The organism is Erysipelotrichaceae bacterium 66202529 (assembly GCA_017161075.1).
Lineage (GTDB): Bacteria > Bacillota_I > Bacilli_A > Erysipelotrichales > Erysipelotrichaceae > Clostridium_AQ.
This window is the reverse complement of sequence record CP046174.1, coordinates 690,984-714,708: the sequence shown is the minus strand read 5'-3', so window position 1 is coordinate 714,708 and position 23,725 is coordinate 690,984. Positions and strand designations below refer to the sequence as shown.

Annotated in this window: 26 protein-coding genes and 1 other annotated feature; of the genes, 16 read left to right on the top strand and 10 right to left on the bottom strand. The window is 44.4% G+C overall.

Translation table 11 applies throughout. The features are described 5' to 3' along the window. The first annotated feature begins 26 nt into the window (after nucleotides 1–26). Genes GKZ87_03385 through GKZ87_03375 form a run of 3 tightly spaced genes read left to right on the top strand, consistent with a single transcriptional unit; the run spans nucleotide 27 to nucleotide 2,746 of the window. Nucleotides 27–800, top strand: coding sequence for a GNAT family N-acetyltransferase (locus GKZ87_03385; GenBank protein ID QSI27869.1), 774 nt, complete (start codon nucleotides 27–29; stop codon nucleotides 798–800). Further along, entirely contained in the window at nucleotides 772–2,145 is a 1,374-nt protein-coding gene (locus GKZ87_03380) for a radical SAM protein (GenBank protein QSI24616.1), read from the top strand. Before GKZ87_03385 ends, GKZ87_03380 begins: the two co-directional genes overlap by 29 nt. A gap of 13 nt (nucleotides 2,146–2,158) precedes the next feature. Further along, the gene (locus GKZ87_03375) at nucleotides 2,159–2,746 is read left to right on the top strand and encodes a hypothetical protein (protein QSI24615.1); all 588 of its coding nucleotides are present in this window, start codon (nucleotides 2,159–2,161) and stop codon (nucleotides 2,744–2,746) included. Between the two features lie 156 nt (nucleotides 2,747–2,902). Here GKZ87_03375 and GKZ87_03370 read toward each other — a convergent pair whose 3' ends face one another. Genes GKZ87_03370 through GKZ87_03360 form a run of 3 tightly spaced genes read right to left on the bottom strand, consistent with a single transcriptional unit; the run spans nucleotide 2,903 to nucleotide 5,000 of the window. Continuing rightward, nucleotides 2,903–3,574, bottom strand: a complete 672-nt coding sequence (locus tag GKZ87_03370) for an ATP-binding cassette domain-containing protein (protein ID QSI24614.1) — start codon at nucleotides 3,572–3,574, stop codon at nucleotides 2,903–2,905. A 10-nt stretch (nucleotides 3,575–3,584) separates the two neighbouring features. Continuing rightward, entirely contained in the window at nucleotides 3,585–4,226 is a 642-nt protein-coding gene (locus tag GKZ87_03365) for an ABC transporter permease subunit (protein QSI24613.1), read from the bottom strand. A gap of 3 nt (nucleotides 4,227–4,229) precedes the next feature. Then, a complete protein-coding gene (locus GKZ87_03360; GenBank protein ID QSI24612.1) occupies nucleotides 4,230–5,000 on the bottom strand; it encodes a transporter substrate-binding domain-containing protein in 771 nt (256 codons plus the stop codon). Between the two features lie 62 nt (nucleotides 5,001–5,062). Continuing rightward, nucleotides 5,063–5,333, bottom strand: a binding site (T-box leader). A gap of 978 nt (nucleotides 5,334–6,311) precedes the next feature. Between GKZ87_03360 and GKZ87_03355 the strand changes: the two genes are divergently transcribed. The 13 genes from GKZ87_03355 (at nucleotide 6,312) to GKZ87_03295 (ending at nucleotide 16,420) form a co-directional block, all read left to right on the top strand. Then, nucleotides 6,312–7,760, top strand: a complete 1,449-nt coding sequence (locus GKZ87_03355) for an anthranilate synthase component I (GenBank protein QSI24611.1) — start codon at nucleotides 6,312–6,314, stop codon at nucleotides 7,758–7,760. Beyond that, nucleotides 7,757–8,332: an aminodeoxychorismate/anthranilate synthase component II gene (locus GKZ87_03350; protein QSI24610.1), complete on the top strand. Its 576-nt coding sequence runs from the start codon at nucleotides 7,757–7,759 to the stop codon at nucleotides 8,330–8,332. The genes GKZ87_03355 and GKZ87_03350 overlap by 4 nt, the downstream gene beginning before the upstream one ends. A gap of 85 nt (nucleotides 8,333–8,417) precedes the next feature. Continuing rightward, nucleotides 8,418–9,437, top strand: a complete 1,020-nt coding sequence (trpD, locus tag GKZ87_03345; GenBank protein QSI24609.1) for an anthranilate phosphoribosyltransferase — start codon at nucleotides 8,418–8,420, stop codon at nucleotides 9,435–9,437. Beyond that, complete coding sequence (gene trpC / locus GKZ87_03340) at nucleotides 9,434–10,201, top strand: indole-3-glycerol phosphate synthase TrpC (protein QSI24608.1); 768 nt, start codon at nucleotides 9,434–9,436, stop codon at nucleotides 10,199–10,201. Before trpD ends, trpC begins: the two co-directional genes overlap by 4 nt. After that, nucleotides 10,173–10,778, top strand: coding sequence for a phosphoribosylanthranilate isomerase (locus GKZ87_03335; GenBank protein ID QSI24607.1), 606 nt, complete (start codon nucleotides 10,173–10,175; stop codon nucleotides 10,776–10,778). Before trpC ends, GKZ87_03335 begins: the two co-directional genes overlap by 29 nt. A 10-nt stretch (nucleotides 10,779–10,788) precedes the next feature. Further along, nucleotides 10,789–11,973 carry a tryptophan synthase subunit beta gene (trpB, locus tag GKZ87_03330; GenBank protein ID QSI24606.1) on the top strand — a complete coding sequence of 395 codons (1,185 nt, stop codon included), beginning with the start codon at nucleotides 10,789–10,791 and terminating at the stop codon, nucleotides 11,971–11,973. Continuing rightward, nucleotides 11,966–12,760 carry a tryptophan synthase subunit alpha gene (locus GKZ87_03325; GenBank protein ID QSI24605.1) on the top strand — a complete coding sequence of 265 codons (795 nt, stop codon included), beginning with the start codon at nucleotides 11,966–11,968 and terminating at the stop codon, nucleotides 12,758–12,760. Before trpB ends, GKZ87_03325 begins: the two co-directional genes overlap by 8 nt. A 136-nt stretch (nucleotides 12,761–12,896) precedes the next feature. Continuing rightward, nucleotides 12,897–13,478 (top strand): helix-turn-helix domain-containing protein, encoded by a 582-nt coding sequence (locus tag GKZ87_03320; protein ID QSI24604.1) that lies wholly within the window; start codon nucleotides 12,897–12,899, stop codon nucleotides 13,476–13,478. Beyond that, entirely contained in the window at nucleotides 13,423–14,211 is a 789-nt protein-coding gene (locus GKZ87_03315; GenBank protein ID QSI24603.1) for a CPBP family intramembrane metalloprotease, read from the top strand. Before GKZ87_03320 ends, GKZ87_03315 begins: the two co-directional genes overlap by 56 nt. Nucleotides 14,212–14,296: 85 nt before the next feature. After that, nucleotides 14,297–14,866, top strand: a complete 570-nt coding sequence (locus GKZ87_03310) for a TetR family transcriptional regulator (protein ID QSI24602.1) — start codon at nucleotides 14,297–14,299, stop codon at nucleotides 14,864–14,866. Nucleotides 14,867–14,916: 50 nt separating this feature from the next. Then, nucleotides 14,917–15,585, top strand: coding sequence for a hypothetical protein (locus GKZ87_03305; protein QSI24601.1), 669 nt, complete (start codon nucleotides 14,917–14,919; stop codon nucleotides 15,583–15,585). Continuing rightward, nucleotides 15,582–15,995 (top strand): DUF2871 family protein, encoded by a 414-nt coding sequence (locus tag GKZ87_03300; protein QSI24600.1) that lies wholly within the window; start codon nucleotides 15,582–15,584, stop codon nucleotides 15,993–15,995. Before GKZ87_03305 ends, GKZ87_03300 begins: the two co-directional genes overlap by 4 nt. Then, entirely contained in the window at nucleotides 15,995–16,420 is a 426-nt protein-coding gene (locus GKZ87_03295) for a hypothetical protein (protein QSI27868.1), read from the top strand. The genes GKZ87_03300 and GKZ87_03295 overlap by 1 nt, the downstream gene beginning before the upstream one ends. 143 nt (nucleotides 16,421–16,563) lie before the next feature. On the opposite strand, the gene GKZ87_03290 is transcribed toward GKZ87_03295, so the two are convergent. From GKZ87_03290 to GKZ87_03260, 7 genes are all read right to left on the bottom strand, one after another. Next, nucleotides 16,564–17,457: a sensor histidine kinase gene (locus GKZ87_03290; GenBank protein ID QSI24599.1), complete on the bottom strand. Its 894-nt coding sequence runs from the start codon at nucleotides 17,455–17,457 to the stop codon at nucleotides 16,564–16,566. 17 nt (nucleotides 17,458–17,474) lie between these two features. Further along, nucleotides 17,475–18,227 carry an ABC transporter permease gene (locus GKZ87_03285; GenBank protein QSI24598.1) on the bottom strand — a complete coding sequence of 251 codons (753 nt, stop codon included), beginning with the start codon at nucleotides 18,225–18,227 and terminating at the stop codon, nucleotides 17,475–17,477. Next, entirely contained in the window at nucleotides 18,217–19,134 is a 918-nt protein-coding gene (locus GKZ87_03280; protein ID QSI24597.1) for an ATP-binding cassette domain-containing protein, read from the bottom strand. The genes GKZ87_03285 and GKZ87_03280 overlap by 11 nt, the downstream gene beginning before the upstream one ends. A gap of 266 nt (nucleotides 19,135–19,400) precedes the next feature. Next, a complete protein-coding gene (locus tag GKZ87_03275; GenBank protein QSI24596.1) occupies nucleotides 19,401–20,072 on the bottom strand; it encodes a response regulator in 672 nt (223 codons plus the stop codon). Beyond that, entirely contained in the window at nucleotides 20,069–20,869 is an 801-nt protein-coding gene (locus tag GKZ87_03270; protein QSI24595.1) for a histidinol-phosphatase HisJ family protein, read from the bottom strand. Before GKZ87_03270 ends, GKZ87_03275 begins: the two co-directional genes overlap by 4 nt. A gap of 101 nt (nucleotides 20,870–20,970) precedes the next feature. Further along, a complete protein-coding gene (locus GKZ87_03265) occupies nucleotides 20,971–22,596 on the bottom strand; it encodes a diguanylate cyclase (GenBank protein ID QSI24594.1) in 1,626 nt (541 codons plus the stop codon). A gap of 177 nt (nucleotides 22,597–22,773) precedes the next feature. Then, a complete protein-coding gene (locus GKZ87_03260) occupies nucleotides 22,774–23,718 on the bottom strand; it encodes a hypothetical protein (GenBank protein ID QSI24593.1) in 945 nt (314 codons plus the stop codon). Nucleotides 23,719–23,725: the final 7 nt, after the last annotated feature.

Sequence of the window (23,725 nt, the reverse complement as noted above, 5' to 3'; positions counted from 1 at the left end):
CAGGGAAAGCCATAAAGGAGGAAACCATGGAATATATACAGCTCACCCCGGAAAATTTGCAGAAGGAACATATCTGCTGCAGTATGACGGAGAAAAAAGGAGATCATAGCGTTACGGATAAGAAGGAATGGCTGAAAAAGCGCATGAAGGAAGGACTTGTCTTTTACAAAGGAAATGTACGCGGTAAGGTTTTTATCGAATACATACCGGCAGAAGCCGCATGGGTACCCATTCAGGCGGAAAACTGGATGCATATCAACTGTCTGTGGGTTTCCGGCAGCTTTAAGGGACAGGGCTATTCGGATGAGCTGCTGCAGCACTGCATTACGGATGCCAGGGCAAAGGGGATGCATGGCATCACCATTCTATCAGGAAAAAAGAAGCTGCCGTTTCTCAGTGATCCATCGTATCTGAAGCATAAGGGCTTTACACCTGCGGATGAAGCCGGTGTGTTTACGTTACTGCAGCTGCCGTTTCATAAAGATGTCAAAGCACCCTGCTTCGCAAAGACTGTCTTTCAGCCAAAGCATCCGGAACACACCTTTGTTTTATACTATACCGATCAGTGTCCCTTCGCTATTCAATATGCCACCAGATTTGCACAATGGATGAATAACTGGGGACAGCCCTGCACCGTACACCATATCACCACGCGAGAAGCTGCACAAAAATGCCCTGCACCGGTGACAAGCTATGCCTTATTCTACGGTAACACTTATCTGACAAATGAAATAATGTCGGAAAAGAAGGCTGAAAAGCTGTGGAGAACATATGGAAGCCAGACAGTGCAGGCTGGATGACAGCTTCCTGGTAGGCTGTGAAACCAGGCTTAGTACATCACTGCAAGGGAATGCCCGTATATCCATGGCTTTTTGGAGAAGCTTTAATGAACAGCTGAAGCTGTATCATGTGAAGCAGGGAAAAACGTTTGTAAAGTATGCACTGACCTTACGGGATCACGGGCAGCTACTGTATGCCTGCGGTGTACCAAGCTCTCAGCTATACCCCGAGCAATTCAGGCTCTATCGTATACCGCGCGGTGAATATCTCTGCTTCGAGCATCATGGCGATATGGCATTGCTGCCGGATACGATCCGTAAAATATTTGAAGAAGAGCTGCCAAAACGGAGTATTACCTGTAGGAAAGGAACACTGGTTTATTTCGAGAAATACACTGAGCGGTTTCATTTTCATCAGGATTCCTCCGTGATAGAAATCTATGTCCCTCTACAGCAGGATACAGTTGCGGAAATGGAGGAAATAGAGGCAAAAACCATTCTACAGGGCGGCGGCACAACGATTGGTCAGTTTTCCTGGTTTGGTATGGATTTTAATATGAATCTGTATAAGGGCTGTAATCACGGCTGTATTTACTGCGATTCCAGAAGCAGCTGCTATCAGGTGCAGGAATTCGACCGCGTACGCAGGAAAAAGGATGAGCTGCTCATACTGGAACGGCAGCTGAAGGGAAAGCGGAAAAAGGGAGTCATCGGTATCGGCGCTATGTCAGATACCTATAACCCTTTTGAAAAGCAGCTGGAAATTACAAGAGGTGCCTTACAGCTCATTGACCGCTATGGCTTTGGTGTGGGGATCGATACCAAAAGTACTATGATTCTGCGCGATCTCGATATATTGTCTCATATATCCTCACACAGTCCTGTCATTGTCAAGGTTACAATTACCTGTGCGGATGATGCACTGGCAGGCATAATCGAACCGCATGCACCAAGCTCCAGTGAACGCTTCCATGTTTTAGAGAAATTGCATCAGGCAGGAATATACGCCGGGATTTTGATGATGCCGATTCTACCTTTTATCAATGACACACCGGAAAATATCATTAACATCGTAGAGCTGGCCGCAAGCCACCATGCGAAGTTTATCTTTCCGGCATTTGGTATGACATTGCGGGATAATCAGCGGGATTATTATTACTATCAGCTTGATCATTATTTCCCGGGAAAACGTAAGCTGTATGAGCATCGGTATCATAATGTTTACAGCTGTGATTCCCCGCATGCTGCTAGACTTTACAAGCTATTCAAGACGGAGTGTCAGAAATATGGTATCCGCTACCGGATGAACGATATCATACGGGGCTACAAAAAGCAGCAGGTGCAGCAGGGACAGCTAAAGCTGTAGGATAGGAGAGTGTATGAAACGACCAGAATTAACAAGAGCATTGACACCTGAGGATTTTCAGAATACTTATTTTCTGAAGGAAGAATTACAGGCGTTTGCGAAAAGCTGTGGAATTTCGGCAGGAGGCAGTAAGGCAGAGCTGAATGAACGAATCCTGCAGCTCCTTCGGGGCGAGTCTGTACAAAACAGCAGGAAGGAAAGAGTACGAAGGAATGTACGGGAGGAGCCCCTTTCTCTGGATTCCATCATCGAGGAAAACATCGTCTGTTCTCAAAGGCATCGCAGTTTTTTTCAGTCTGTCATTGGGAAGCGCTTCTCTTTCAATGTGGAATTTCAGGATTGGCTGAAGGCACATGCCGGACTAACCTACCAGGATGCCGTGGATGCATGGCATATGATTCAGGAGCAGAAAAAGCATACAAGGACTGTTATCGGCAGCCAGTTTGAATATAATACGTATATCCGTGCTTTTTTTGCGGATAATCCGGGAAGATCTCTGCAGGAGGCTATTCAATGCTGGAATTATCGAAAAGCAATACCGGGAGCACATGTATATCAAAAGGAGGATTTGCGCTGTTTGAAGGAGAAGGAAAGCAGATAATCAGGTGAGAATTATTCATAAGCAAAAGAAAGTGTATTTTATGTTGTTAAACTTATCATAAATATACGCTTTTTATTTTGCGGTTTTATAAAAGCTTAGAACAGCGCCGTAAACAGAAAAAAGGATACCCTCATACAAAAAGGTATCCTTATGTCGCTATTGATTGATATCCGTAATTCTCACAACGCGTGTCCCCACCTGCTTCGCAAAGCCCTCATCATGTGTGATAATAAGAATCGCCATCTCCTTACTCAAATCCTTGATGATCGAGGTTACCGAGGCAATGGATTCCACATCCAGCGCACTGGTTGGTTCGTCAAAGCATAGCACGGATGGCTGCAGCATACATGCACGGGCAATCGCCACGCGCTGCTTCTGCCCGCCGCTCAAAGTGGAGGGATAGGCATGCAGCTTATCCTGAATCTGCAGCCGTTTTAATAGCTCCTCAGCCTTTTGTATTGCCTCCTGCTTGCTCATCAGCTTGTGATAAATCGGTGCTTCAATCAGATTTTGCAAGACATCACGATGCGGAAACAACTGATAATTCTGAAACACCATACCGACTTCCTTACGCAGCAGCCTCTTTGTTTGTTTATCCGCATAGACGCTTTTTCCGTTTTCATTCTTCAGCAAATACGTGTCATTGATGATAATCTCACCACTATCTGCACGCTCCAGATCACACAGGCAGCGCAGCAGTGTTGTCTTGCCACTCCCGCTCAAGCCCATTAAAACAACGATTTCCTTCTCCTTCACATCCAGCGTAACACTGCGAAGAACCTGGTTATCCTGAAAGGCTTTGCATAGATTTCGAATTTGTATACTCATACTGCCACCTCTACTTATAATAATTCAGCCGTTTTTCCAGATAGTTTAAACCACGGGAAATCGGCATATTCAATACCAGATAAATCACACCGACATAGATAAACGGAAGCCCTGTCGCATACGTACCAGCCGCAATCTTTGCATAGCGCAACAGCTCATCGATGCCCAGAATGGAAACCAGACAGGTATCCTTCAGCAATGTCAGACTCTCATTGATAAAGGATGGAATACAGTTTCTAAGCGCCTGCGGCAGCAGGATATGCAGAAATGTATAGGCATTGGAATAGCCGAGAATCTTGGCAGCCTCCTTTTGTCCCTCATCAATGGATTGAATACCGCCACGCAGAATCTCTGTGAAATAAGCTGTATAATTCAATAGAAATGCCAGAATTGCCGCCGTCATCCGGTCCAGCCGGATTCCCAGATAGGGAAGCCCGAAATAAACGAACATCAGCTGCAGCAGCAGCGGCGTACCCCGCATGATATAAATATAGAAGCGAACGATGGAAGAAACAACCGCATTCCTAGACAGCCGGATATATACCATGGGGAGCGCCAGAACAAAGGAGCCCGCCAGCGTTACCACCCAGAAAAACAGGGTGATCTTCAGCCCTTCTACAAAGGCCGGAAGCAGCTGTATAAAGAAATCCATAGCTTACTGGAACCAGGTATCCTTAATGGTATCAAAGGTTCCATCGTCCTTCAATTCCTGCATTGCCTTGTTGATCTCCTTGCATAATTCCGTATCATCCTTACGCATACCAATCGCATATTCCTCTGTTCCGAAATTTTCATCCAGTACGACATACTTAACACCGTTATCCTGCTGCTTCATATAGTAACGCGCCAGCGTTTCATCCACAACGATTGCATCGCTTCGTCCGGATTCCAAATCCATGAAGCAGTCATTGTTCGTATCAAACTGTGTCGGCTTTCCACCCTTTAAGTCTGCCACAAAGTCCTTATCCTTCATCACAGCATCATAGGCGCTGGAGTTTTTCTGCACGGATAAGGTTTTACCCTTGATATCCGCCTTTGCCTTGATTCCCGTCTTATCCGTTGTGATAATCAGCTGACGGTTCTCCATATACGGATCGGAAAACAGCACCTGCTTCTTACGCTCATCCGTAATGGAATATCCGTTCCAAATCAGGTCAATATTCCCGGATTCCAGCTCAGTCTCCTTTAAATCCCAGTCAATGTTTTGAAATTCCACACTCTTTCCGATTTTCTTTGAAACTGCTTCTGCCAGCTCTACGTCAAAGCCGACCAGCTTTCCATCCTTTTTGAATCCCATTGGCGCAAAGGTATCATCAATACCGATGGTCAATACCTCCTTATCATCCCCCTTGCCTGCATCTGAACCACAGGCGGTCAAAGAAAGTGTGCACAACAGTGCGAGCATTGTCATTACGATCCTTTTCATACGTTTTCCTCCTCAAATTTCAAGCATGTGATGAAAAAAAGCCTCCATCCTCTGGTTATTCTCCAGAGGACGAAAGCTGTGCTTACGTGGTTCCACCTCAATTTATCAGTCCCTTACGGCTACTGACCTCAATGAGTATCCGATATTCTTTAAAACCAGATTGTTTCAGGAATACCATACTCTGACAGGTAACGGAGTCACCGGCAGATACTACTATTGGTTCGCATCTGCAGCTCCAAGATGTGTTCCACAAGCTGTACATATCCCCTTTCAGCGGATGGGGACTCTCTGTAATGCCAGGCTTTGTGTACTATTTCTTTTCATCGCTTGTATTGTAGTTACAGTATACGGGAACAGAAAGAGGATGTCAATATATTTTGAAAGAAAATGTAAAATGTTTCTAACAATGTAAGAAACAAATGTAAGTCTCTTACAATCATTATACCCAATCTATATCGATCCACTGTTTTATCTTGTAAAATACACAATCTCAAGTATGATACAATATGTATATCTGTTTGACATTATACTGTACAACGATATTCCAAAGTGAATCCATGCATGCATTTCCTTAGTCGTAATGAAAGAACATGCCTCTATTTTCCTGTACTGCTTTCGTGGAAACATCTGCCAAAAAAACAGTTTTTGTCTTACATTATCATAGCACGCCTGCATAATTTTATGTATAAAAATGCTTTTTTACATATTCCGTGTACATAAAGATATTTTAAACAATTCAACATTACATAACATACTTATCCCTCCCCTTATACAACTCATTCTGTACACTCATTTTATACAAAGCTTGAGATCATACACGATATGTAAACAGATTGAAAGAATATGAAATATATTTTGAAAATATATTGACAAACAATGTAAAGCAGCTTTATAATCAAACCAATACAATTCGATTGATTCAGGAAGAGTAACAGAACCCTCGAATCCATAGAGAGCTGATGATGGTGGAAATTCGGCGTGAAGAGATCTCGTGAATGGGCCTGAAGAGAAGCACCGGCGAAAAGGAATGAGTAGCTGGTGACGCAATTCCCGCGTTATCTAAGGAAGCAGACATGTTGGTGTTTGTATAAGAGTGCTTTGCAATTTTTTTCGCAAAGCGTATAGGTGGCTAAACGGAGATAACCTTCGTCCTATGATACAGGACGGAGGTTTTTATTTTATTCTCACTCTTATACAGAAACGAAAAAGGAGAATGAAAAATGAATGATATTTTAGCAAAAGCATTCTGTCAGACAAAGCGATGGCGCAGCCGGTATAACAGCCGCCAAAAGCATATGACAGGAGGAACCTATGATCTATCCCGATTTACAAACCGTGCGTATATACGCCGAAGCATATACACGAATCCCTATCTATTCAGCAATGGACTATGCAAAGGATGATTTACTCGATCTGTATGCAGCCCTGCGAAGACCGTATTCCTTTTTTCTGGAAAGCGGTGTTCTAAATTCCTATGGACGCTACTCTATCATCGCTCTGCCCGCAAAAAAACGTCTTGTTAGCAGAGATGATAAAACCTACCTTATGCAGCATGGGGAAACAAAGCAGCTGGATGGAAACCCGCTGGATATTTTGAAACAGCAGATGCAGGAGCGTGCTCCTATATATCCTGAGCTCTCTGTATTTACCGGTGGAGCGATTGGTCATTTCAATTATGATGTGATTCGGCTATTTGAAGCCATACAGGACAACCAGCTTCCATCCCTTCACCTCCCTCTGATGCAGTTTGCCTTTGTAGAGGAGCTGATCGTTTTGGATCATGAACAGCATCGTCTGTATGTGATCGTCAACATGCAGGAGCCGCAGATCAACCTGGACGTAAAGTATCACAGGGCTATACAGCGCATTCAAGAATTGAGTGCACGCATAACAAAGCAGGAAGCATATCGTAATGAACCGCTTGCGCAACGCAAGGTTACCAGCTCCCTAAGCAAAGAACAGTTTATAACCAGGGTAAAGGAAGCTCAGAAGCACATTCAGGAGGGGGATATCTTTCAGGTTGTGCTGAGTCAGCGGCTGCAGGCGGATTACACTGAGGATCCCTTTGCCGCCTATGTGCAGCTGCGTGCTCTTGGGAAAAGTCCATATATGTATTATCTTGATTTTGCGGATTATGTCATTGCCGGCGTATCGCCGGAGCTGCTGCTGCAGGGGCGGGGGCAATCCATTATGACGATGCCGATTGCAGGTACAAGACCACGGGGAAACAGCGTGCAGGAGGATGAAGCTGCAGCACAGTCCTTACGCAATGATCCAAAAGAAAATGCAGAGCATGCGATGCTGGTCGATCTGGGACGCAACGATATCGGTAAAGTAGCAGCGATTGGCAGTGTACGCGTAGAAAACATGAAACAGGTACAGCTGTATTCCCACGTCATGCATATGACCAGTGAGGTACACGGACGATTAAAAAAAGAATATGACATGTATGATGCGCTGGCATCTGTTCTTCCAGCAGGCACGCTATCCGGTGCTCCCAAAATCAGTGCAATGCAGATCATCGAAAGCCTGGAGCCTGTCAAACGCGAAATCTATGGCGGAGCAATCGGCTTTATTGGCTACAATCAGCAATTCGATGCCTGCATTACAATTCGTACCTTTGTTTTCCATAAAGACAAGGTATATTTGCAGGCAGGTGCCGGTATTGTGAAGGATTCTGTACCGGAAAAGGAATATGAAGAAACTCTGCACAAAGCCAAAGCCCTGTTACGAGCAATCCATGGGGAGGTGGCTGTATGATTGTGTTAGTCGATAATTACGATTCCTTTACCTATAATCTTTATCAGGCACTTGCCGCATACGATGCAGATATTCGCGTACTGCGAAATGATGCCGTAAACAGCAGGGACGTCAAGGCACTGTGTCCGGATGCTATTGTTTTTTCCCCGGGTGCCGGTCATCCAGGGACTGCAGGCAATATGGAGGACATCATACGCTGCTGCTATACGGAAATCCCCATGCTCGGTATCTGTCTGGGACACCAGGCCATAGCAGAGGTCTTTGCCTCTACAATTACCTATGCCAGGCAGATTCACCATGGAGAGGCTGATATCATACAGCAATGCGCCCCCTGTCCCCTCTTTGATAACATCCCGTGTGCATTTGAAGCAGCACGTTATCATTCCCTGGTCGTAGAAGGGTTGGGAACAGAGCTGATTGCCACTGCCAGAAGCCGCAGTGATGAAATTATGGCAATTCAGCATCGCCAGTATCCGGTATACGGCATTCAGTTTCATCCGGAATCTATTCTGACACCATATGGCGCAAGGATTATAGAAAACTTTATGAAAACTGTGAAGCTCCACATGTGAAAGAGAAGGAAATCAGATAAAAAACAATAGAAGCTAATCTTAATATAAAACTGTACCCGCAGAAAGCGGGAGAACGGAGGTCTATATGTTAAAGGACTATATCAGAAAGATCAGTGAGCATCAGGATCTTACAACAAAGGAAATGAAGGATGCTATGAATATCATAATGGATGGCAAAGCAAGCGGTGAACAGGTGAGCGCCTTCCTAATTGCCATGAAAATGAAAAAAGAGAGCCCTGCGGAAATAGCGGCTGCCTCCAGTGTCATGGTGAGCAAGGCTGCACCTCTGCCAACCGCAGTAAAGGGAATTGTAGATATCGTAGGAACTGGCGGGGACTGCCTGAACACCTTTAATATCTCCACAACCTCCTCCTTTGTATTATGCGGAGCCGGACTTCCGGTTGCGAAGCATGGTAACCGCGGTGTTTCCAGCAAAAGCGGCAGTGCTGATACACTGGAAGCACTGCATGTGAACATCACGCTGCCGCCAAAGGAGGCTGCCTATCTGTTGGAAAACGTCGGTATCACCTTTCTGTTTGCCCAGACCTATCATGAAAGTATGCGTCATGTCGGCCCGATCCGCAAGCAGCTTGGCTTAAAAACAATGTTCAATATCCTTGGGCCACTAACCAATCCGGCACACCCGGACACCTATGTCATCGGAGCATACAGTGAGGAAATGGCAGATGTTATGATTCATGTCTATCAGGAAATGGGTGTTAAGCAGGCCGTTGTGGTTCACGGGGACTGTGGCATGGATGAGGTTTCCATGACCGGAGATACGCTTGTTCATGAGCTGAAAAACAACCGTATTTGCACCTACCGCATATGCCCGGAGCAGTTTGGCATGAAGCGCTGTAAGCTGCAGGAGCTGGTTGGCGGTGACAGTGTGGAAAACGCAAAAATTCTTATGGATATTCTGCAGGGAGAACACAGTGCCAAACGAGATGCTGTACTGATGAACAGCGGACTTGCCCTGTATATCAGCGGAAGCTGCGATTCCATTGCAGAAGGCATCAAGCTGGCAGAACAAAGCATTGACAGCGGCTGTGCACTGGCAAAGCTTCAACAATTCCAAAGGCTGTCTCAGGAGGTATGCGCATGATACTGGATACGATTATCGAACAGAAAAGACTGACGCTGGAGGATGAGCTGATACAGCTTTTACCAAAAAAGCGCGGTAAGATAGCAAAGCAGATGAAGCTGTATGATTCTCTATTTGTGATTGGAGAAATTAAAAAGGCCAGTCCTAGCAAGGGCGTAATCGTAGAGGATTTCAGTGCAGCCCGCTTTGCGAATGCATACGATGAGGCAGGCATCAATGCAATTTCTATTTTGACGGAGCGCAATTTCTTCCAGGGTAATCTGGATCATATAACGATTGCGCGTTCTGTTACCGATCTTCCGATTTTACGCAAGGATTTCATCATGGATGCGCGTGAGGTCGTACAGACAAAGCGCGTCGGTGCTAACATGATGCTTCTGATCGTCGCTATGCTTACGGATACACAGCTCAGAGAATTTTATCAGCTGGCCCGCTGTCTGGAGCTGGAATGCATTGTAGAGGTGCACGATGAAAAGGAGCTTGAACGAGCACTGCAGCTACAGCCGGAAATCATTGGCATTAACAACCGGAATCTGCATACCTTTGAGGTTTCCCTGGATACAACAAAGCAGTTGGCCTCCCGCATCCCAGCAGATATCAGCATTGTTTCTGAGAGCGGGATATTCACGCATGCGGATATGGAGTATGTCAAAAATGCCGGAGCGGACGCTGTTTTGATTGGAGAAAGCTTCATGCGTTCCCCTGATATCCGTACGCACCTGCAGGAGCTGAAATATGGCAATCATAAAGCTGTGCGGTCTTAGAACCTATGCGGATGCCTTGCTGGTAAATGAGGTACAGCCGGATTATGCAGGCTTTATCTTCGCTTTCGGCAAGCGCCAAATAACCGTAGAGACAGCCTGCAATCTTTCCAAAGTGATCAAAGGAAGCCGACTGGTTGGGGTATTTGTGAATGAACAGCCTGCCCGTATACTGAGCATTGCAAAGCAGGTCTCTTTGGATGTCATACAGCTGCACGGTGAGGAAACCGATGAGGAACTACGCCTACTGAAGCAGTCGTGCACCTGTGAGATATGGAAGGCTTTGCGCATACAAAGCATAAAGGATGTATCGAAAAACGCATATCCGCATGCGGATCATCTGCTTTTGGACAGCTATGTTCAGGGCATGCAGGGAGGCAGTGGCAAACGCATCGCTATGGATATCCTGCAAAGGCTGGATGTATCTGAATGCATAATCGCCGGTGGTATTTCCCTGGATAATGTGGATGAAGTGCTGGCATTGCGGCCCTATGGCATTGATGTATCGAGCTCTCTGGAGACAGATGGCAAAAAGGATAAAAAGAAAGTACATGCATTTATGAGGCATGTGAATATATGAGGTAATGAAAATGACAAAAGGAATGTATGGAGAGTTTGGCGGACAGTATGCGCCGGAAACACTGATGATTGCTCTGGAGGAGCTGGAAACAGCTTATGAACAGCTGAAGGAGGATCCGGATTTTCAACAGGAGCTGCAGTTTTATTTGCAGGAATATGCAAACCGCCCATCTCTGCTGTATTATGCAAAGAAAATGAGTGAGGAGCTCGGCGGTGCGAAGATCTATTTGAAGCGTGAGGATTTAAACCATACCGGTGCACATAAAATCAACAATGTGCTAGGGCAGGTGCTGTTGGCAAAGCGCATGGGAAAGACAAAAATCATTGCGGAAACGGGGGCTGGACAGCATGGTGTGGCTTCCGCCACTGCGGCAGCCCTGTTTGGCATGGAGTGTGAGGTATTCATGGGTGTTGAGGATATGCGAAGGCAATCCCTGAATGTATTTAAGATGGAGCTGCTGGGAGCTAAGGTAACCGGAGTGTCCAGCGGTACCGGTACCCTGAAGGATGCCTGCAACGATGCAATGCGAGCATGGGCGGCAAGATGTGAGGATACCTTTTATGTCCTAGGCTCTGCAGTAGGGCCTCATCCGTATCCGATGATCGTCCGGGATTTTCAGAAAATCATATCGGAAGAAATGAAGGCGCAGTGTCTGGAAAAGGAGGGACGTCTGCCGGATGTGGTAATCGCCTGTGTGGGAGGCGGCAGCAATGCCATTGGTTCCTTCTATGACTTTCTGCAGGATCAAACTGTGCGTTTAATTGGCTGTGAGGCGGCTGGGAAAGGAATTCATACTGAACAGCATGCCGCAACGATTGCACGGGGTAGTGTCGGTGTTCTGCACGGGATGAAGTCCTTGTTTCTGCAGGACGATGACGGTCAGATCATGCCTGTATATTCCCTATCCGCCGGTTTGGATTATCCGGGAATCGGCCCCGAGCATGCAAATCTGGCAAAAAATGGACGTGTGGAGTATGTTCCTGTAACCGATGATGAGGCTGTGCAGGCTTTCCTGTATCTGACCAAGACGGAGGGAATCATACCTGCGATTGAAAGCAGTCATGCGGTTGCTTATGCAATGAAGCTGGCACCAGCCATGCCAAAGGACAGTATCATAGCTGTAACACTGTCCGGCCGCGGGGACAAGGATGTAAAAAGTATTGCGGAATACCTGGAGGTGGATATTGATGAATAGAATAGATACGACCTTTGCGAAGCTGAAGCAGGAACAAAAAACGGCTTTTATCGGCTTTCTGACAGCCGGTGATCCGGATATGGATACCTGTATGGAATGCGTAAGGGAGCTGGAAAAAAACGGCTGTGATATTATTGAAATCGGAATCCCGTTTTCTGATCCGATTGCGGAAGGCCCCGTCATTCAGGAGGCAAGTCTGAGAGCCTTAAAAAATAATATCACGACGACCGATGTTATGCACATGGTGTCGAAGATTCGCGAGTTCTCCCAGATTCCGCTTGTTTTCCTCCTATATTACAACCAGATATTCAAATACGGAGCTGAACGCTTTCTAAAGGAAAGCGAGCAGGCAGGTATTGACGCTTTGATTATTCCTGATCTGCCTATGGAGCATCGGGATGAAATAAAGCCGCTTGCGGATGCCTGCCATATCGAGCTCATATCACTTGTTACACCGATATCGAATAAACGCAAGAAGCAGATTGCCCAGGAGAGTGAGGGCTTTCTGTATTGTGTAACCTCTTTGGGAGTGACCGGTGAGCGCAGTGTGTTTCAGGCGGATTTGAAAGCATTCCTGCACGAGCTTTCCACCTATAGCGATACACCGAAGGCACTCGGCTTTGGAATTTCAACACCGGAACAAATCACAGAAATGAAGGATTATGCGGATGGTGTCATCGTAGGCAGTGCCATCGTACGACAGATTGGACGGCTGGCAAATAAGGAAATCACACGCGAGGAGCTCGGACGCTTTGTGAAAACACTTGCGGAGGCGGCACATGCATGAAACGAAAAGGACAGTACGTCCTTTTTTGCATTATACTGACAAAAAAAGACACTCTCCTAATAAAAAAAGCAGGTTGCGTGATAGTTGCTAGACGGTTTCGCTGTACTCTGTTATTCTAAAGCCGGGAGTTGATATTATGAATGTAAATGATAAAATCAAAATGCTGCGCACAGAACATCAGCTGTCGCAGGAAAGTCTTGCGGCGCTGCTGGATGTGAGCAGACAGTCTGTAAGCAAGTGGGAAAAAGGTTTGTCAAAGCCCAGTTCAGAGAATTTAGCCCGACTGGCTGAAATCTTTTCAGTACATATACAGGATCTTATGAATGACAGTATACAACTGGAGCGCAGCTTTCATACCACTCATTTTTTCACAGATATGTTGAAAAAGAAAGCCTTTCTGATTCCTTTCTGTATGCTTATTGTATTATTTATTATCATGTTTCTGACGGGAGTACTTCTACGATATTTTAAAATGAGTGAGACATCGGTAATAATCGTGATGACAATTTCCGCAGTTTCTTCTTTGAGCGCCGCAATTATGTTTATCTCCGTAATTCTTCGCTTTGTATATATGGACTGCAGAATACGTAATATCCCTCCGTTGCGGTATGTATTGCTTTCCATAACCTTACCGGGGCTTATATTCTATCTGCTGTGCCGGGATGAATTATCACAAAAAACATCTGCAAGGATCAAAGCGTATGACAAGGAAATATAAAAAAGCATTACCATCTCTCGCCCTGTTCGCCGGGACTGTTTGTAGCTTTTCCATAATCAGTGTACGTATCACGGGTATGGCAGCTTGGCTGCTTTTCATTACAGGGCTCTCATTATACAACCTTGTAAAAGAATATGGGCAAATTCAGAAAAAGGATATTCTGACAGGCAGTATTCTGAGTTTCCTTGTACTTCCTGATAATGCTATACTATCCATTGTAGTTTTTCTTGCTTTTCTCAGTGCTATGACAATACTGCATGGCACTACCAATCCAATTCCCTTTTTCAGCACAGATAAAGCCAATTCAAAATCACAATCGTGCAAAACACTGTTCTGTCTAGGTATTGGTATTGTATTGGCACTTGTTAATGTATTCCTAGCAGCCGGATTGACTCCTTCCCATCCCGGATGGAAGCTATCCTATTTGTTTTCTGCATTGCAGGCTGGTATTTTCGAGGAAATTTGCTTTCGTTTATTCCTGTTCGCATGGACAATGCGTTTGTATGGGAATCGTTCCTTTACATACTTGGATAATTTTCTTATTTATATCATTTTGGTACTGCCTCATGTTCTCCTTCACTTTCCGCAAACCATGGATTTGATGAGTATTCTGATTCTTTCTCTACTGTTTGGACTGCCCTTTTCCATGATGATGAGAAAGGTGAATCTTCTTTCGGCAATAGGAGCACATACAATCATTGATCTAATACGCTTTATCATTTTAGGCGGTTAAATTTAAACAGGATACAGGATGCAGATTTCTTGACACCCCTGCAGAACACCTCTATAATGAACAGTGTTCAAGTTGGAGGTGGTGTATGAATAAGGTAGTTACCTCAAAGGAGGAGCTTCTGGATATCGCACAGCAAATCGTATTTCAGGATGGCATCGATCAGCTCAGTATCCGGAAACTGGCAAAAAAACTAAATATCTCAGTTGGTGCTGTCTACAATTATTTTCCATCAAAATCAGACCTTCTGCTTGCGATTGTGGAAAACTTCTGGAAAAGCATGTTCCATAAGGATATCTGTACCCTGAGTGAAACACTTCCCTTTGCGGATTTTTATGAGCTTGTATATCTGCGGCTTGCGGAGCATATGGAGGATTTCTTCTCTGTACTGCTTGGTCAGATGGATATCCTGCGTACAACGGAAAAAGAACGCGGGAAGCTGATGGAGGAGCAATATCAGGTCCATATGCGAAACGGCTTTCTGTATGCTCTGCAGCAGGATCACAATATTCCTGACAATGTATGGAATGACTGCTTTACAAAAGAGGCATTCATTGATTTCCTTTTTGAACACATGATGCATGATCTCTCCGCTCAGAGAAAGGATTGCAAACTCACAAAGGAAATCATTCGCCGTTTGCTTTATATAAGGAAATAGTCTTATTTTTGTCTCAAAATGAACACCGTTCACAATAAGGAGGATGCCCTATGCAGGCTGTTATGGAAACTGTTTTTGATGCATGTTATTTACTTACTGTTATATTCACAGGCTTTATCATATTGCGAAAAGCAAACAAAAACCCCATGCTATTATTTTTTGGAATCATGGCGGTAACCCTTGGCGTTGGTGATGCTTTCCACCTGATTCCTAGAGCTTATGCGTTATGTACGGATGGACTTGCAGCCCATACCACAGCACTTGGAATTGGGAAATTCATCACATCGATTACTATGACTGTATTCTATGTACTCCTGTATCATATATGGGAAATGCGCTACACAATATATAGCTCAGCCTTGCGGATTTCCATCTACCTGCTCGCAATCATCCGAATTGCTCTGTGTTTTTTTCCACAGAATGCATGGACAAGCGCGCAGGCACCGATATCATGGGGAATCCTGCGAAACCTTCCCTTTGCCGCGATGGGCATTGTAATTATCGTCTTATTTTACCGGCAGGCGAAACAAAACAACGATCACGTATTTCGTTTTATGTGGCTTGCCATAACCCTTAGTTTTCTGTTTTACATTCCTGTCGTATTGTGGGCAGATACGATGCCTCTGATTGGAATGCTGATGATTCCTAAAACACTTGCCTATGTATGGGTTGTATTCATGGGGTATCAATTGATGAAAAAGGAGCTGATTTTAAAATGAAAAAAACAATAAATCTTGCATTTCTATATGCTACTCTCGCTATGGTCAGCGGTGTCTTTTACCGGGAATTTACTAAGCTGAGCGGCTTTACAGGACGCACAGCACTTTCCTTCGCACACACCCATCTATTTTTGCTGGGCATGATGATGTTTCTGATTGTCACCTTCTGTATCCGCTTATTCGCCATTCAGGAATCTAAAAAATACAAAGCGTTTCTCTGGATTTACAATGCTGGGGTTCTTCTGACATCCATCATGCTTATTGTCCGCGGTATTTTAGAGGTTAACGGCAGTGCATTGAGCAGCGCAACAAACGGTATGATTTCCGGCTTTGCAGGAATGGGGCATATTCTTGTAGGTATCGGTATGGTTCTGTTCTTCCTCATGCTGAAGGAACGGGTGAAGGGATGATGTATGTAAATAAAAAATATCTGGTTTTGACCGCAGGCATCGTATGGGCTATCGCCGGCTTTAATATTGTACGAATCGGCTGGCTTAGCACCAGCTATCTAAGTCTGGCAGTCATTGCCGCAGCAGTCGCCACCTTCCTTGTTTTCTACAACATGATATTCAAAAAGCTGATACATAAGCATACAGCACGTATACTGGGAAATGAAGAGGAGCGAATGCATATATTGCGATTCTTCGATACAAAGTCCTATATCATTATGATCTTTATGATGACCTTCGGCATCACATTACGGGCAATGCATGTATGGCCCGATCTCTGTATCAAATCCTTTTACACCGGACTTGGCTGTGCATTACTCGCAGCAGGCATTGGCTTTATCAGACAGTATGTAAAAAATTTCAGCTTTTCTCTCCATGCAGATTAAGGAGTCTTGCGACTTCCTTTTCACAGAATCATGGTATATATAAAAAAGAGAATTCTATGTTACTTCAAAAACGTAGCATCCTGAATTCTCTTTTTATTATACAGCCCTTTCCTTATCTGATGCTTTAGGGAACACTTGTCCGATTACCTGCCGGCTGGAAAAATCGTATGGATTTGTAAATGTCGGTGCTCCTGTCTGGCGAAAACACTTCCCTGCATTCCCTCACAGAGCTCCTTCACAATGGCAAGACCAAGACCGGTATCCCGTCCGGTTCCGGCATTGTTCTTTGTATAAAAGCGCTCAAATATAGCCTCCGCATCCACTTCATCCATAACATCATTTTGAAAAATCAGCTCACATGCTTGATCCATGCTCTTAGCCGTAATCAGAAGCGTCCCACAGCCATGCCGCAGCACGTTGACACATAGATTATGCAGCATCCTTTTCAGATATACGGGATCGGCCTTTAGAACAGCCATCGCATCCACATCCAGCTCCACCTGCAAATCCTGCTTTTTAAAATCCTCATAATAATGCAGCAGAACCTCACTCAGCAGATCATGAATACGCACCGGCTCCGGATGAAATTCAATACTGGCACTGCTCAGGCGGGTATACAAAAACAGCTCCTCCAAAAGATCCTGCAGATATGCCATACGTGCACGAATGACGGTAAAGCAATGTTCCCGTTCCACTTCATTCTCCGCTGTCTCCAGCAGCTGCAGATAACCGCTGATGCTCGTTAAAGGGGTTCGGATATCATGAGAGATATTTGTAATCAGGTGCTTGAAATTATGATCCATCCGCATCGCACGTACGCTTTCCTGCATATAGTATTCCCGCAGCTGCTGCATTTCTTCACATAGCGCCTTCATTTCCGGATCCATGGAATCGGAATAAAACCGGAAGGTACTATGCTCCCGGTTAGTGTAGGTCAGTTGTTCTCTTATATGCCGTAGATTCTTATGCTGAAGATACAAAAGCAGAATAAGGAACAGACAAAGAACGATCATAACTGTCATAATGATTTCCGGCATACTGTTCCCTCCCTTACTTATTTTAAATCCTTTTTTTGCAGCAGTATATAGCTACCTATATTATACAGGATTCCACTTGTAATTGCCACCATAGCAGCACGGCTGTATAACAGTGCATCCCATTGGTATGGCAGCTTGCCGGATACAGCATAAAGTATATAATCTGTATACTCTACCTTCAGCAATGACATGATACCGGTATGCAGCATAAACGTCGTCATACTTCCATAGGCGACAGCTACCAGAATCGTGACAACCCTGCTGCCTGTCGCATGGATCAGCAGATTGAGAAAGGATGCAATCACTGCAAGAATCAACAACTGCATAAAGGAATAGCTGAGAAAGGACACAAGCTCAAAGGCCGCAAAGGAATCCTGATGCCATATGTTTTCCACAGCAACCAGTATGATTACAGCAATCCAGTACACAAAGGCAGCTACGAAGGAAAACAGAAACCGTTCCAGTAACAGCAGCTCTTTATGGTGAATCATTGGATATATATTTTTCACAAATCCGCTGGAATATTCCTCACTGAAAAATAGGGAAAGGAATACCAGAACAGCAATCGTATAAAAGGCGCTTTTTGGAAAATAATAGAGGAAGTCAACCATTGTATCCCTATCTGCATAAAAGGATGCAAAGGGTGTATTGCTCTGCAGTCCCGATGCATTGCTCATCCAGAAATACAACAAGAGCATGATGATCATGGAAATATAAAACGACTTTTGCCGTACCATTCGATACAAATCCATCTTCAGATTATTCCACATGTGCTTCACCCTCCTTTAAGAAATAGGCTTCCAGATCCTGATGATGATCCTCCATGCCGTAAAGTGCTATATTATTCATAACCAGATGCTTTGCAATATGAGAAGGATCCTCATAGTGGTCATACAGGCGCAGTATTCCTTTTGGCAGCACCTCATAGGTTTCCACAAAGCATTTTTCCTCCAATATAACGCTAGCCCTCTTCACATCATCGACCTTTAGCTGGAAGCAGTCACGACAGCGCTCCAGCAATTCATCCTTTGTGAACTGCTCTACGATTTTACCAGAGCGTATCACTGCGAAATCTGTAGCGACCTTATCCAGCTCTGCCAGCATATGGGAACTGATAAGAATGCTCATGCCACGCTCCTCCTGTAGTCGCTTTAACAAATCACGCATATCACAGATTCCCTGCGGATCAAGACCGTTTGTCGGTTCATCTAGAATCAGCAACTCCGGATCACCCAGCAATGCCATGGCAATTCCCAGACGCTGCTTCATTCCCATGGAGAAATTTCCTGCTTTTTTCTTTCCTGTTGTGGAAAGAGAACACAGCTTCAGCAGATTCATAATCAATTCATGATTACAGCACCCCAGCATCAAAGCCTTCATTTTCAGGTTATCATATGCGGTAAGTGCCGGATACAAGCCTACATTTTCAATCAGAGTGCCAATACGACGGAAGATAAACGGGTCCTCCTTCGGATGCTTTCCAAACAGCTTCAATTCTCCCTCCGTAGCGTGCAGCATACCGCTCATGAGCTTCATCATGGTTGACTTACCGGCACCATTGGGGCCAATCAGACCGGTAATCGAACCCTTTTTCATATGAAACGAAACCTGATCCACCGCTGTAAAGCTGCGGAATTTTTTTGTTAATGCATTGGTTTCAACAATCCATTCCTTCATACTATCATTCCTTCCTTGTACATGTAGATTATAACAAATGAAGATTCAGAAACTATCTGGAAAAGGTTAAGAAAGCATAAAGAAATGCTTGTGTCCCTGTTTGTTCTTTATCGCAAAGCACCCTTTTCATATATGCCTTCATCCTCCTGCCATATACAAGTCCAGAATTTCATGAAAAGATCTTTTCATCATTTGCGAAATCAAGGAAGTGCGCAGCCTCCTTTTCTTTTATTCATCAAAAGAAGATTCCCGAAAAAAAAGGACGTTTAGTCCTTCCATTTAAAGCCAATGCCCCATATTGTTTCAATAAATTCACGCTCAGATACCGTACTCAGCTTACTGCGAATATTGCTGATATGCACATTGATCGTTTTATCATCCCCGAGATAATCATCCTCCCAGGCATATTCATAAATTTCCTTCTTGGTGCGTGCCCGTTTCACATCCTGCATCAACAGCTCCAGAATCCGATATTCATGACGGGTGAGTCTGATGCTGCTTCCCTCCAGCTCCATATGACGAAAATCCGGTAAAAGACGAACGCCATTTACAGCCAGCTCCCCTGTCTGCTGCGGATTGCGCTTTCGCAGCTGTACCTGGATTCTGGCTTTCAGCTCCTTTAAATCAAATGGCTTACATAGATAGTCATCCGCCCCCTCATTCAACAACGTGACGCGATCATCAATGCTGTCCTTAGCGGATAATACAATAACAGGAAGCTGCTTCTGCTTCAACTCCTGTAACAGCTGTTCCCCACTCATACCGGGAAGCATGAGATCAAGCAGAACCAGTGAAGCATCCGCCTGTTGTAACAGAAGCTGTGCCTCGGTGCCGGAATAGGCATCCAAACAGGTATAATCCTTCTGCAGATATTCCTTAATCATCTCATGAATCGTTTCATCATCCTCAACAATCAGGATGCGTTCCTCATTGCTCACAGCTTCGTAAAGTCCTTTAAGGGAAGGGTATCGGTAATATTCATACCATAGCTCTTTAACAAAGCGATTCCCGCATCACGGTATGTATCTGTCATTAGCGCTGCCGGTTCATGGGCATCCACACCGATAATTGCAGTATTCCCTACCTCGGCTGCGACCTTCCAAAAGTCTTTGTGCGGATATTGCATGGTATGCATGACATCATTATAGGCAGCTCCTGCAAGATTGTATTCCAGTGGTATCTGCAGTTTTTTTGCGGCCTGACACAGCCGGATGGATTCCCGTTTAGCGACCTCGTCAAATACACGGCGTCCCCGCATAAAAAGGTCTGGATGGCATAGATACGAATACAATCCTGTTTCCATGCCTGCAATCGCTTCATCCACATAGGACACAAGCCATTGCTCCTGCTCACAGGCCGTACCAAAATATACGCGTTCCTCGTCCGTTTTATAATAATGATTTCCAAAAATAATATAATCAACCTTTTTTTCTATGAGAAACTGTTTCAGCCAGTCTATGTATTTTGGAAAATATTCACATTCCAAACCGATTTTGATTGATATCTGATCCTTATATTTTTCTTGCAGGGATGAAATGGAAGCATAGTAATCATCGAATTTTGATAGTGGCATCCGCATGTTTGCCACAAAATCGCTGTCGTACTTCCATGGGGAATGATCAGAAAAGCCGATTTCCTCATAACCGTTTTGAATGGCGCTGAGCACATACTCCTCATCCCTGCCTGAGGCATGCATACAGCGCCTGGTATGCATGTGATAATTTGTTTTACGCATAGCTACTCCCTTCTTATATTAACAGCTATACTATACCACAAGTAAGGGAAGAATAACAAAAAACTGATTGGAAAATATACCGAAGTGCAGTATGCTTCCTATCAGTTTTCCTGTATACAGAATTGTTCCTTATATAAATACGCCTGATTTCTTCCCTTTTCCTTAGCCTTGTAAAGTGCCTGATCACTATGCTGATAAATATGTGTAAAGCTGCAGGGCTTCTGAATCAGGCAGCAGCCAATGCTCATCGTCAGCGTCATATCCAAACCAGGTAGACGAATTTCATGTACCTGCTTCAATATGGATTGCATGATTTTTTGTACCTGTGCTTCCTGCGCAAGACCACAGAGAAAAATACTGAATTCATCCCCGCCAATGCGTCCGCAGATATCTCCTGTCTGCAATACCTTTTTCATAATATCGACAATGCGAAGAATCGCTTCATCTCCTGCAAGATGTCCATAGGTATCATTCACCTCTTTGAAATGATCAATATCCAGAATCAGCAGAGCTCCCCAATTATGTTGATTAACTTTTTTAATCAGCTCATCAGCATGCTCCTGAAAGGCTTTTTTATGATAGATACCGGTAAAGCCGTCCAGCTCACTCGTATAGCGGAGTCGTTCATTCTGCGCCATGATTTTCTTTTGCTGATACTGACTTTCTTCCAGCTCCATCTTTAAAGCCAAACTCTGTCTGCCACGTTTCTGTTCCTCTTTCTTTGCCTGCAAATTAAGCTGATAGTTTTCAAGCAGCGCATCCTTTAGCTTTTCATCCTTAAATTCACTGAGCAGACGGATATACTGATTAGAGAGGCGGGCAAGCATGAGTGGATTATCAACAAGGCTTACCAGATGTTCCATTTTCTGATACACATGGTCGCATAAGCTGCGGTCTTTTTTCGTCAGACAGATATCAAACAGAAAGGAAAGCAACTGAAAGGTATTGTTTACATCCTGCTCCTGGTTCGTAATCGATACAATTTCCCGTACATGCTGCTGCAGGGCTTTGAAATCATTATGATAAGCATCCATATAAGCAAGAGTCAGAAGGTAGTTCAAAAAGGGAGAGGATACGCCCATTTTCTCACTGTTTTCTTCAAACAGCCTCTGCCATGGAGGGATTTGGTCAAATCGCTTTAGCTGTGCATAGGCGATAGTAATATTGGTTATCAGAACTGCATCGGAACGGTCAAAAGGAATTTTATTTTTTCTTCGTTCCTCATAGCCTTCCTGCAAATATTTCAGGGCATTATCAAAATCCTCTACCTTGATAAACAGTGTGCCGAGATTGTTCAAAATCAGATGGTGAAGATGCAGCTTCGGATGCTCCAGCGATTTATAATAGGCATTCAGAAACTGCTGAAGACCGGAGAGCAGATTATCCTGATCACTGTATAATACACCGGAAAAATTAGATAAGAGAATATAGGCTTCACAGCATGCCTCATCATTTTCACAAAGAGAAAGACCGGAAAGACAATCACGCATCGCCTGGGCGTTTTCTTTCTTTAAATAATGATACAGCGTACTATAGTAATAGGCGAGCGCTTCATACGTACGATTATGCTTTGCATGCGAAAGCTTCCGAAGTTCTGCGCTGTACGTTTGCATCCCCTCCAGATCGTTGCATGCCCTTTTCTTTTTTATTTCCTCATCCAGGATTTTCAACTGCTCATCCATTATATATATCTCCACCTTTGTGATAATTGTATCACATTTTCTCATGGTGCGATAGGAAACATTGCATCAACATTACGAATGATGGGGAAACCGGTTTCCACAGGAAATGTTTGTATCCGTCACATAAATTTTCATAACCACTAGTTAACGGTATGAAGTGGAACCGGTGGTTTTACTTTTTCATCAAAAAAAGGGGAACACCATCCATGAGTGTTCCGCCGTTTAATTAAAATACACCAGTTCATCCTCCAGCGGTTGAGCCTCTGACAAGCTTTCGACATACAAGACCGGGACATCCCCCTGATATTCCTCATCGTATTCCACAGCCAGCCTGGCGGTGACACAAACCCAGTCCTTTGGAATCAAATCCAGAGCATGCTCATAATGGCAAAGCAGACCGATCAAAGAGGTATCATCCGCACAGCAGACCATGGCATAGCGTCCAAATACAAATGCTTGCGGTATACCGTCCACATGCGTTGCAATCACCTTTCCCTTTAGCTGTATGCGCTTGCCCTCATATTTACGGGGATGCTCCAAGGCATCCATATACCACAGTCCATAATCGTCATCCTCGATTGCAATAACCTCTGCATGGATGTCGAATGGCAGCTCATCGTCTTTCAAATCTACAATTTGTCCGTCTCTAGTTTCATAAATGAGCTGAGCACCCTTGTTGATTGCCTTAATATTGTTTCGCAGATACAGCTTTTTGGTTGTTTCATCACAACGGTTAAAGATAATCGTTTCCGAGTGAACGAGCTGATCGTATATCATGGAGCGCATATTTCCCAAATACATCGCAAACGTGGAAGCATCCACTGTAGACAGTATCTGAACGAGCAGCCAGTCAAATGGATATTCTACATCCATAAAGCTATTAAGATTCCAAGTTCCGTTAAATTCAATCATAACACGGTCAGGTTCAATCAGACTATCGCATTTTTTCAAAAATTCATAGCTCATTGCTGCTTCGTTATCCACCGTGACCAGAGCAGTATTTGTCTTGGTAAGAAAATCATCATCATATTCTACCAAGCCCTCCTCACAGGCAAGCAGGAGCGTGCGCTCCCCTGTATTGAATCCCGCATCGAGCAATGTTTCCTTAATCAGTGTTGTTTTACCGCTTTCCAGAAATCCGGTAAACAAATATACAGGTACCGTCATAATCGTC

Coding starts and splice junctions, on each gene's coding strand:
- GKZ87_03385 (QSI27869.1), top strand. CDS start 27: ATGGAATATATACAGCTCACCCCGGAAAATTTGCAGAAGGAACATATC.
- GKZ87_03380 (QSI24616.1), top strand. CDS start 772: ATGGAAGCCAGACAGTGCAGGCTGGATGACAGCTTCCTGGTAGGCTGT.
- GKZ87_03375 (QSI24615.1), top strand. CDS start 2,159: ATGAAACGACCAGAATTAACAAGAGCATTGACACCTGAGGATTTTCAG.
- GKZ87_03370 (QSI24614.1), bottom strand. CDS start 3,574: ATGAGTATACAAATTCGAAATCTATGCAAAGCCTTTCAGGATAACCAG.
- GKZ87_03365 (QSI24613.1), bottom strand. CDS start 4,226: ATGGATTTCTTTATACAGCTGCTTCCGGCCTTTGTAGAAGGGCTGAAG.
- GKZ87_03360 (QSI24612.1), bottom strand. CDS start 5,000: ATGAAAAGGATCGTAATGACAATGCTCGCACTGTTGTGCACACTTTCT.
- GKZ87_03355 (QSI24611.1), top strand. CDS start 6,312: ATGATCTATCCCGATTTACAAACCGTGCGTATATACGCCGAAGCATAT.
- GKZ87_03350 (QSI24610.1), top strand. CDS start 7,757: ATGATTGTGTTAGTCGATAATTACGATTCCTTTACCTATAATCTTTAT.
- trpD (QSI24609.1), top strand. CDS start 8,418: ATGTTAAAGGACTATATCAGAAAGATCAGTGAGCATCAGGATCTTACA.
- trpC (QSI24608.1), top strand. CDS start 9,434: ATGATACTGGATACGATTATCGAACAGAAAAGACTGACGCTGGAGGAT.
- GKZ87_03335 (QSI24607.1), top strand. CDS start 10,173: ATGGCAATCATAAAGCTGTGCGGTCTTAGAACCTATGCGGATGCCTTG.
- trpB (QSI24606.1), top strand. CDS start 10,789: ATGACAAAAGGAATGTATGGAGAGTTTGGCGGACAGTATGCGCCGGAA.
- GKZ87_03325 (QSI24605.1), top strand. CDS start 11,966: ATGAATAGAATAGATACGACCTTTGCGAAGCTGAAGCAGGAACAAAAA.
- GKZ87_03320 (QSI24604.1), top strand. CDS start 12,897: ATGAATGTAAATGATAAAATCAAAATGCTGCGCACAGAACATCAGCTG.
- GKZ87_03315 (QSI24603.1), top strand. CDS start 13,423: ATGAATTATCACAAAAAACATCTGCAAGGATCAAAGCGTATGACAAGG.
- GKZ87_03310 (QSI24602.1), top strand. CDS start 14,297: ATGAATAAGGTAGTTACCTCAAAGGAGGAGCTTCTGGATATCGCACAG.
- GKZ87_03305 (QSI24601.1), top strand. CDS start 14,917: ATGCAGGCTGTTATGGAAACTGTTTTTGATGCATGTTATTTACTTACT.
- GKZ87_03300 (QSI24600.1), top strand. CDS start 15,582: ATGAAAAAAACAATAAATCTTGCATTTCTATATGCTACTCTCGCTATG.
- GKZ87_03295 (QSI27868.1), top strand. CDS start 15,995: ATGTATGTAAATAAAAAATATCTGGTTTTGACCGCAGGCATCGTATGG.
- GKZ87_03290 (QSI24599.1), bottom strand. CDS start 17,457: ATGCCGGAAATCATTATGACAGTTATGATCGTTCTTTGTCTGTTCCTT.
- GKZ87_03285 (QSI24598.1), bottom strand. CDS start 18,227: ATGTGGAATAATCTGAAGATGGATTTGTATCGAATGGTACGGCAAAAG.
- GKZ87_03280 (QSI24597.1), bottom strand. CDS start 19,134: ATGAAGGAATGGATTGTTGAAACCAATGCATTAACAAAAAAATTCCGC.
- GKZ87_03270 (QSI24595.1), bottom strand. CDS start 20,869: ATGCGTAAAACAAATTATCACATGCATACCAGGCGCTGTATGCATGCC.
- GKZ87_03265 (QSI24594.1), bottom strand. CDS start 22,596: ATGAGAAAATGTGATACAATTATCACAAAGGTGGAGATATATATAATG.
- GKZ87_03260 (QSI24593.1), bottom strand. CDS start 23,718: ATGACGGTACCTGTATATTTGTTTACCGGATTTCTGGAAAGCGGTAAA.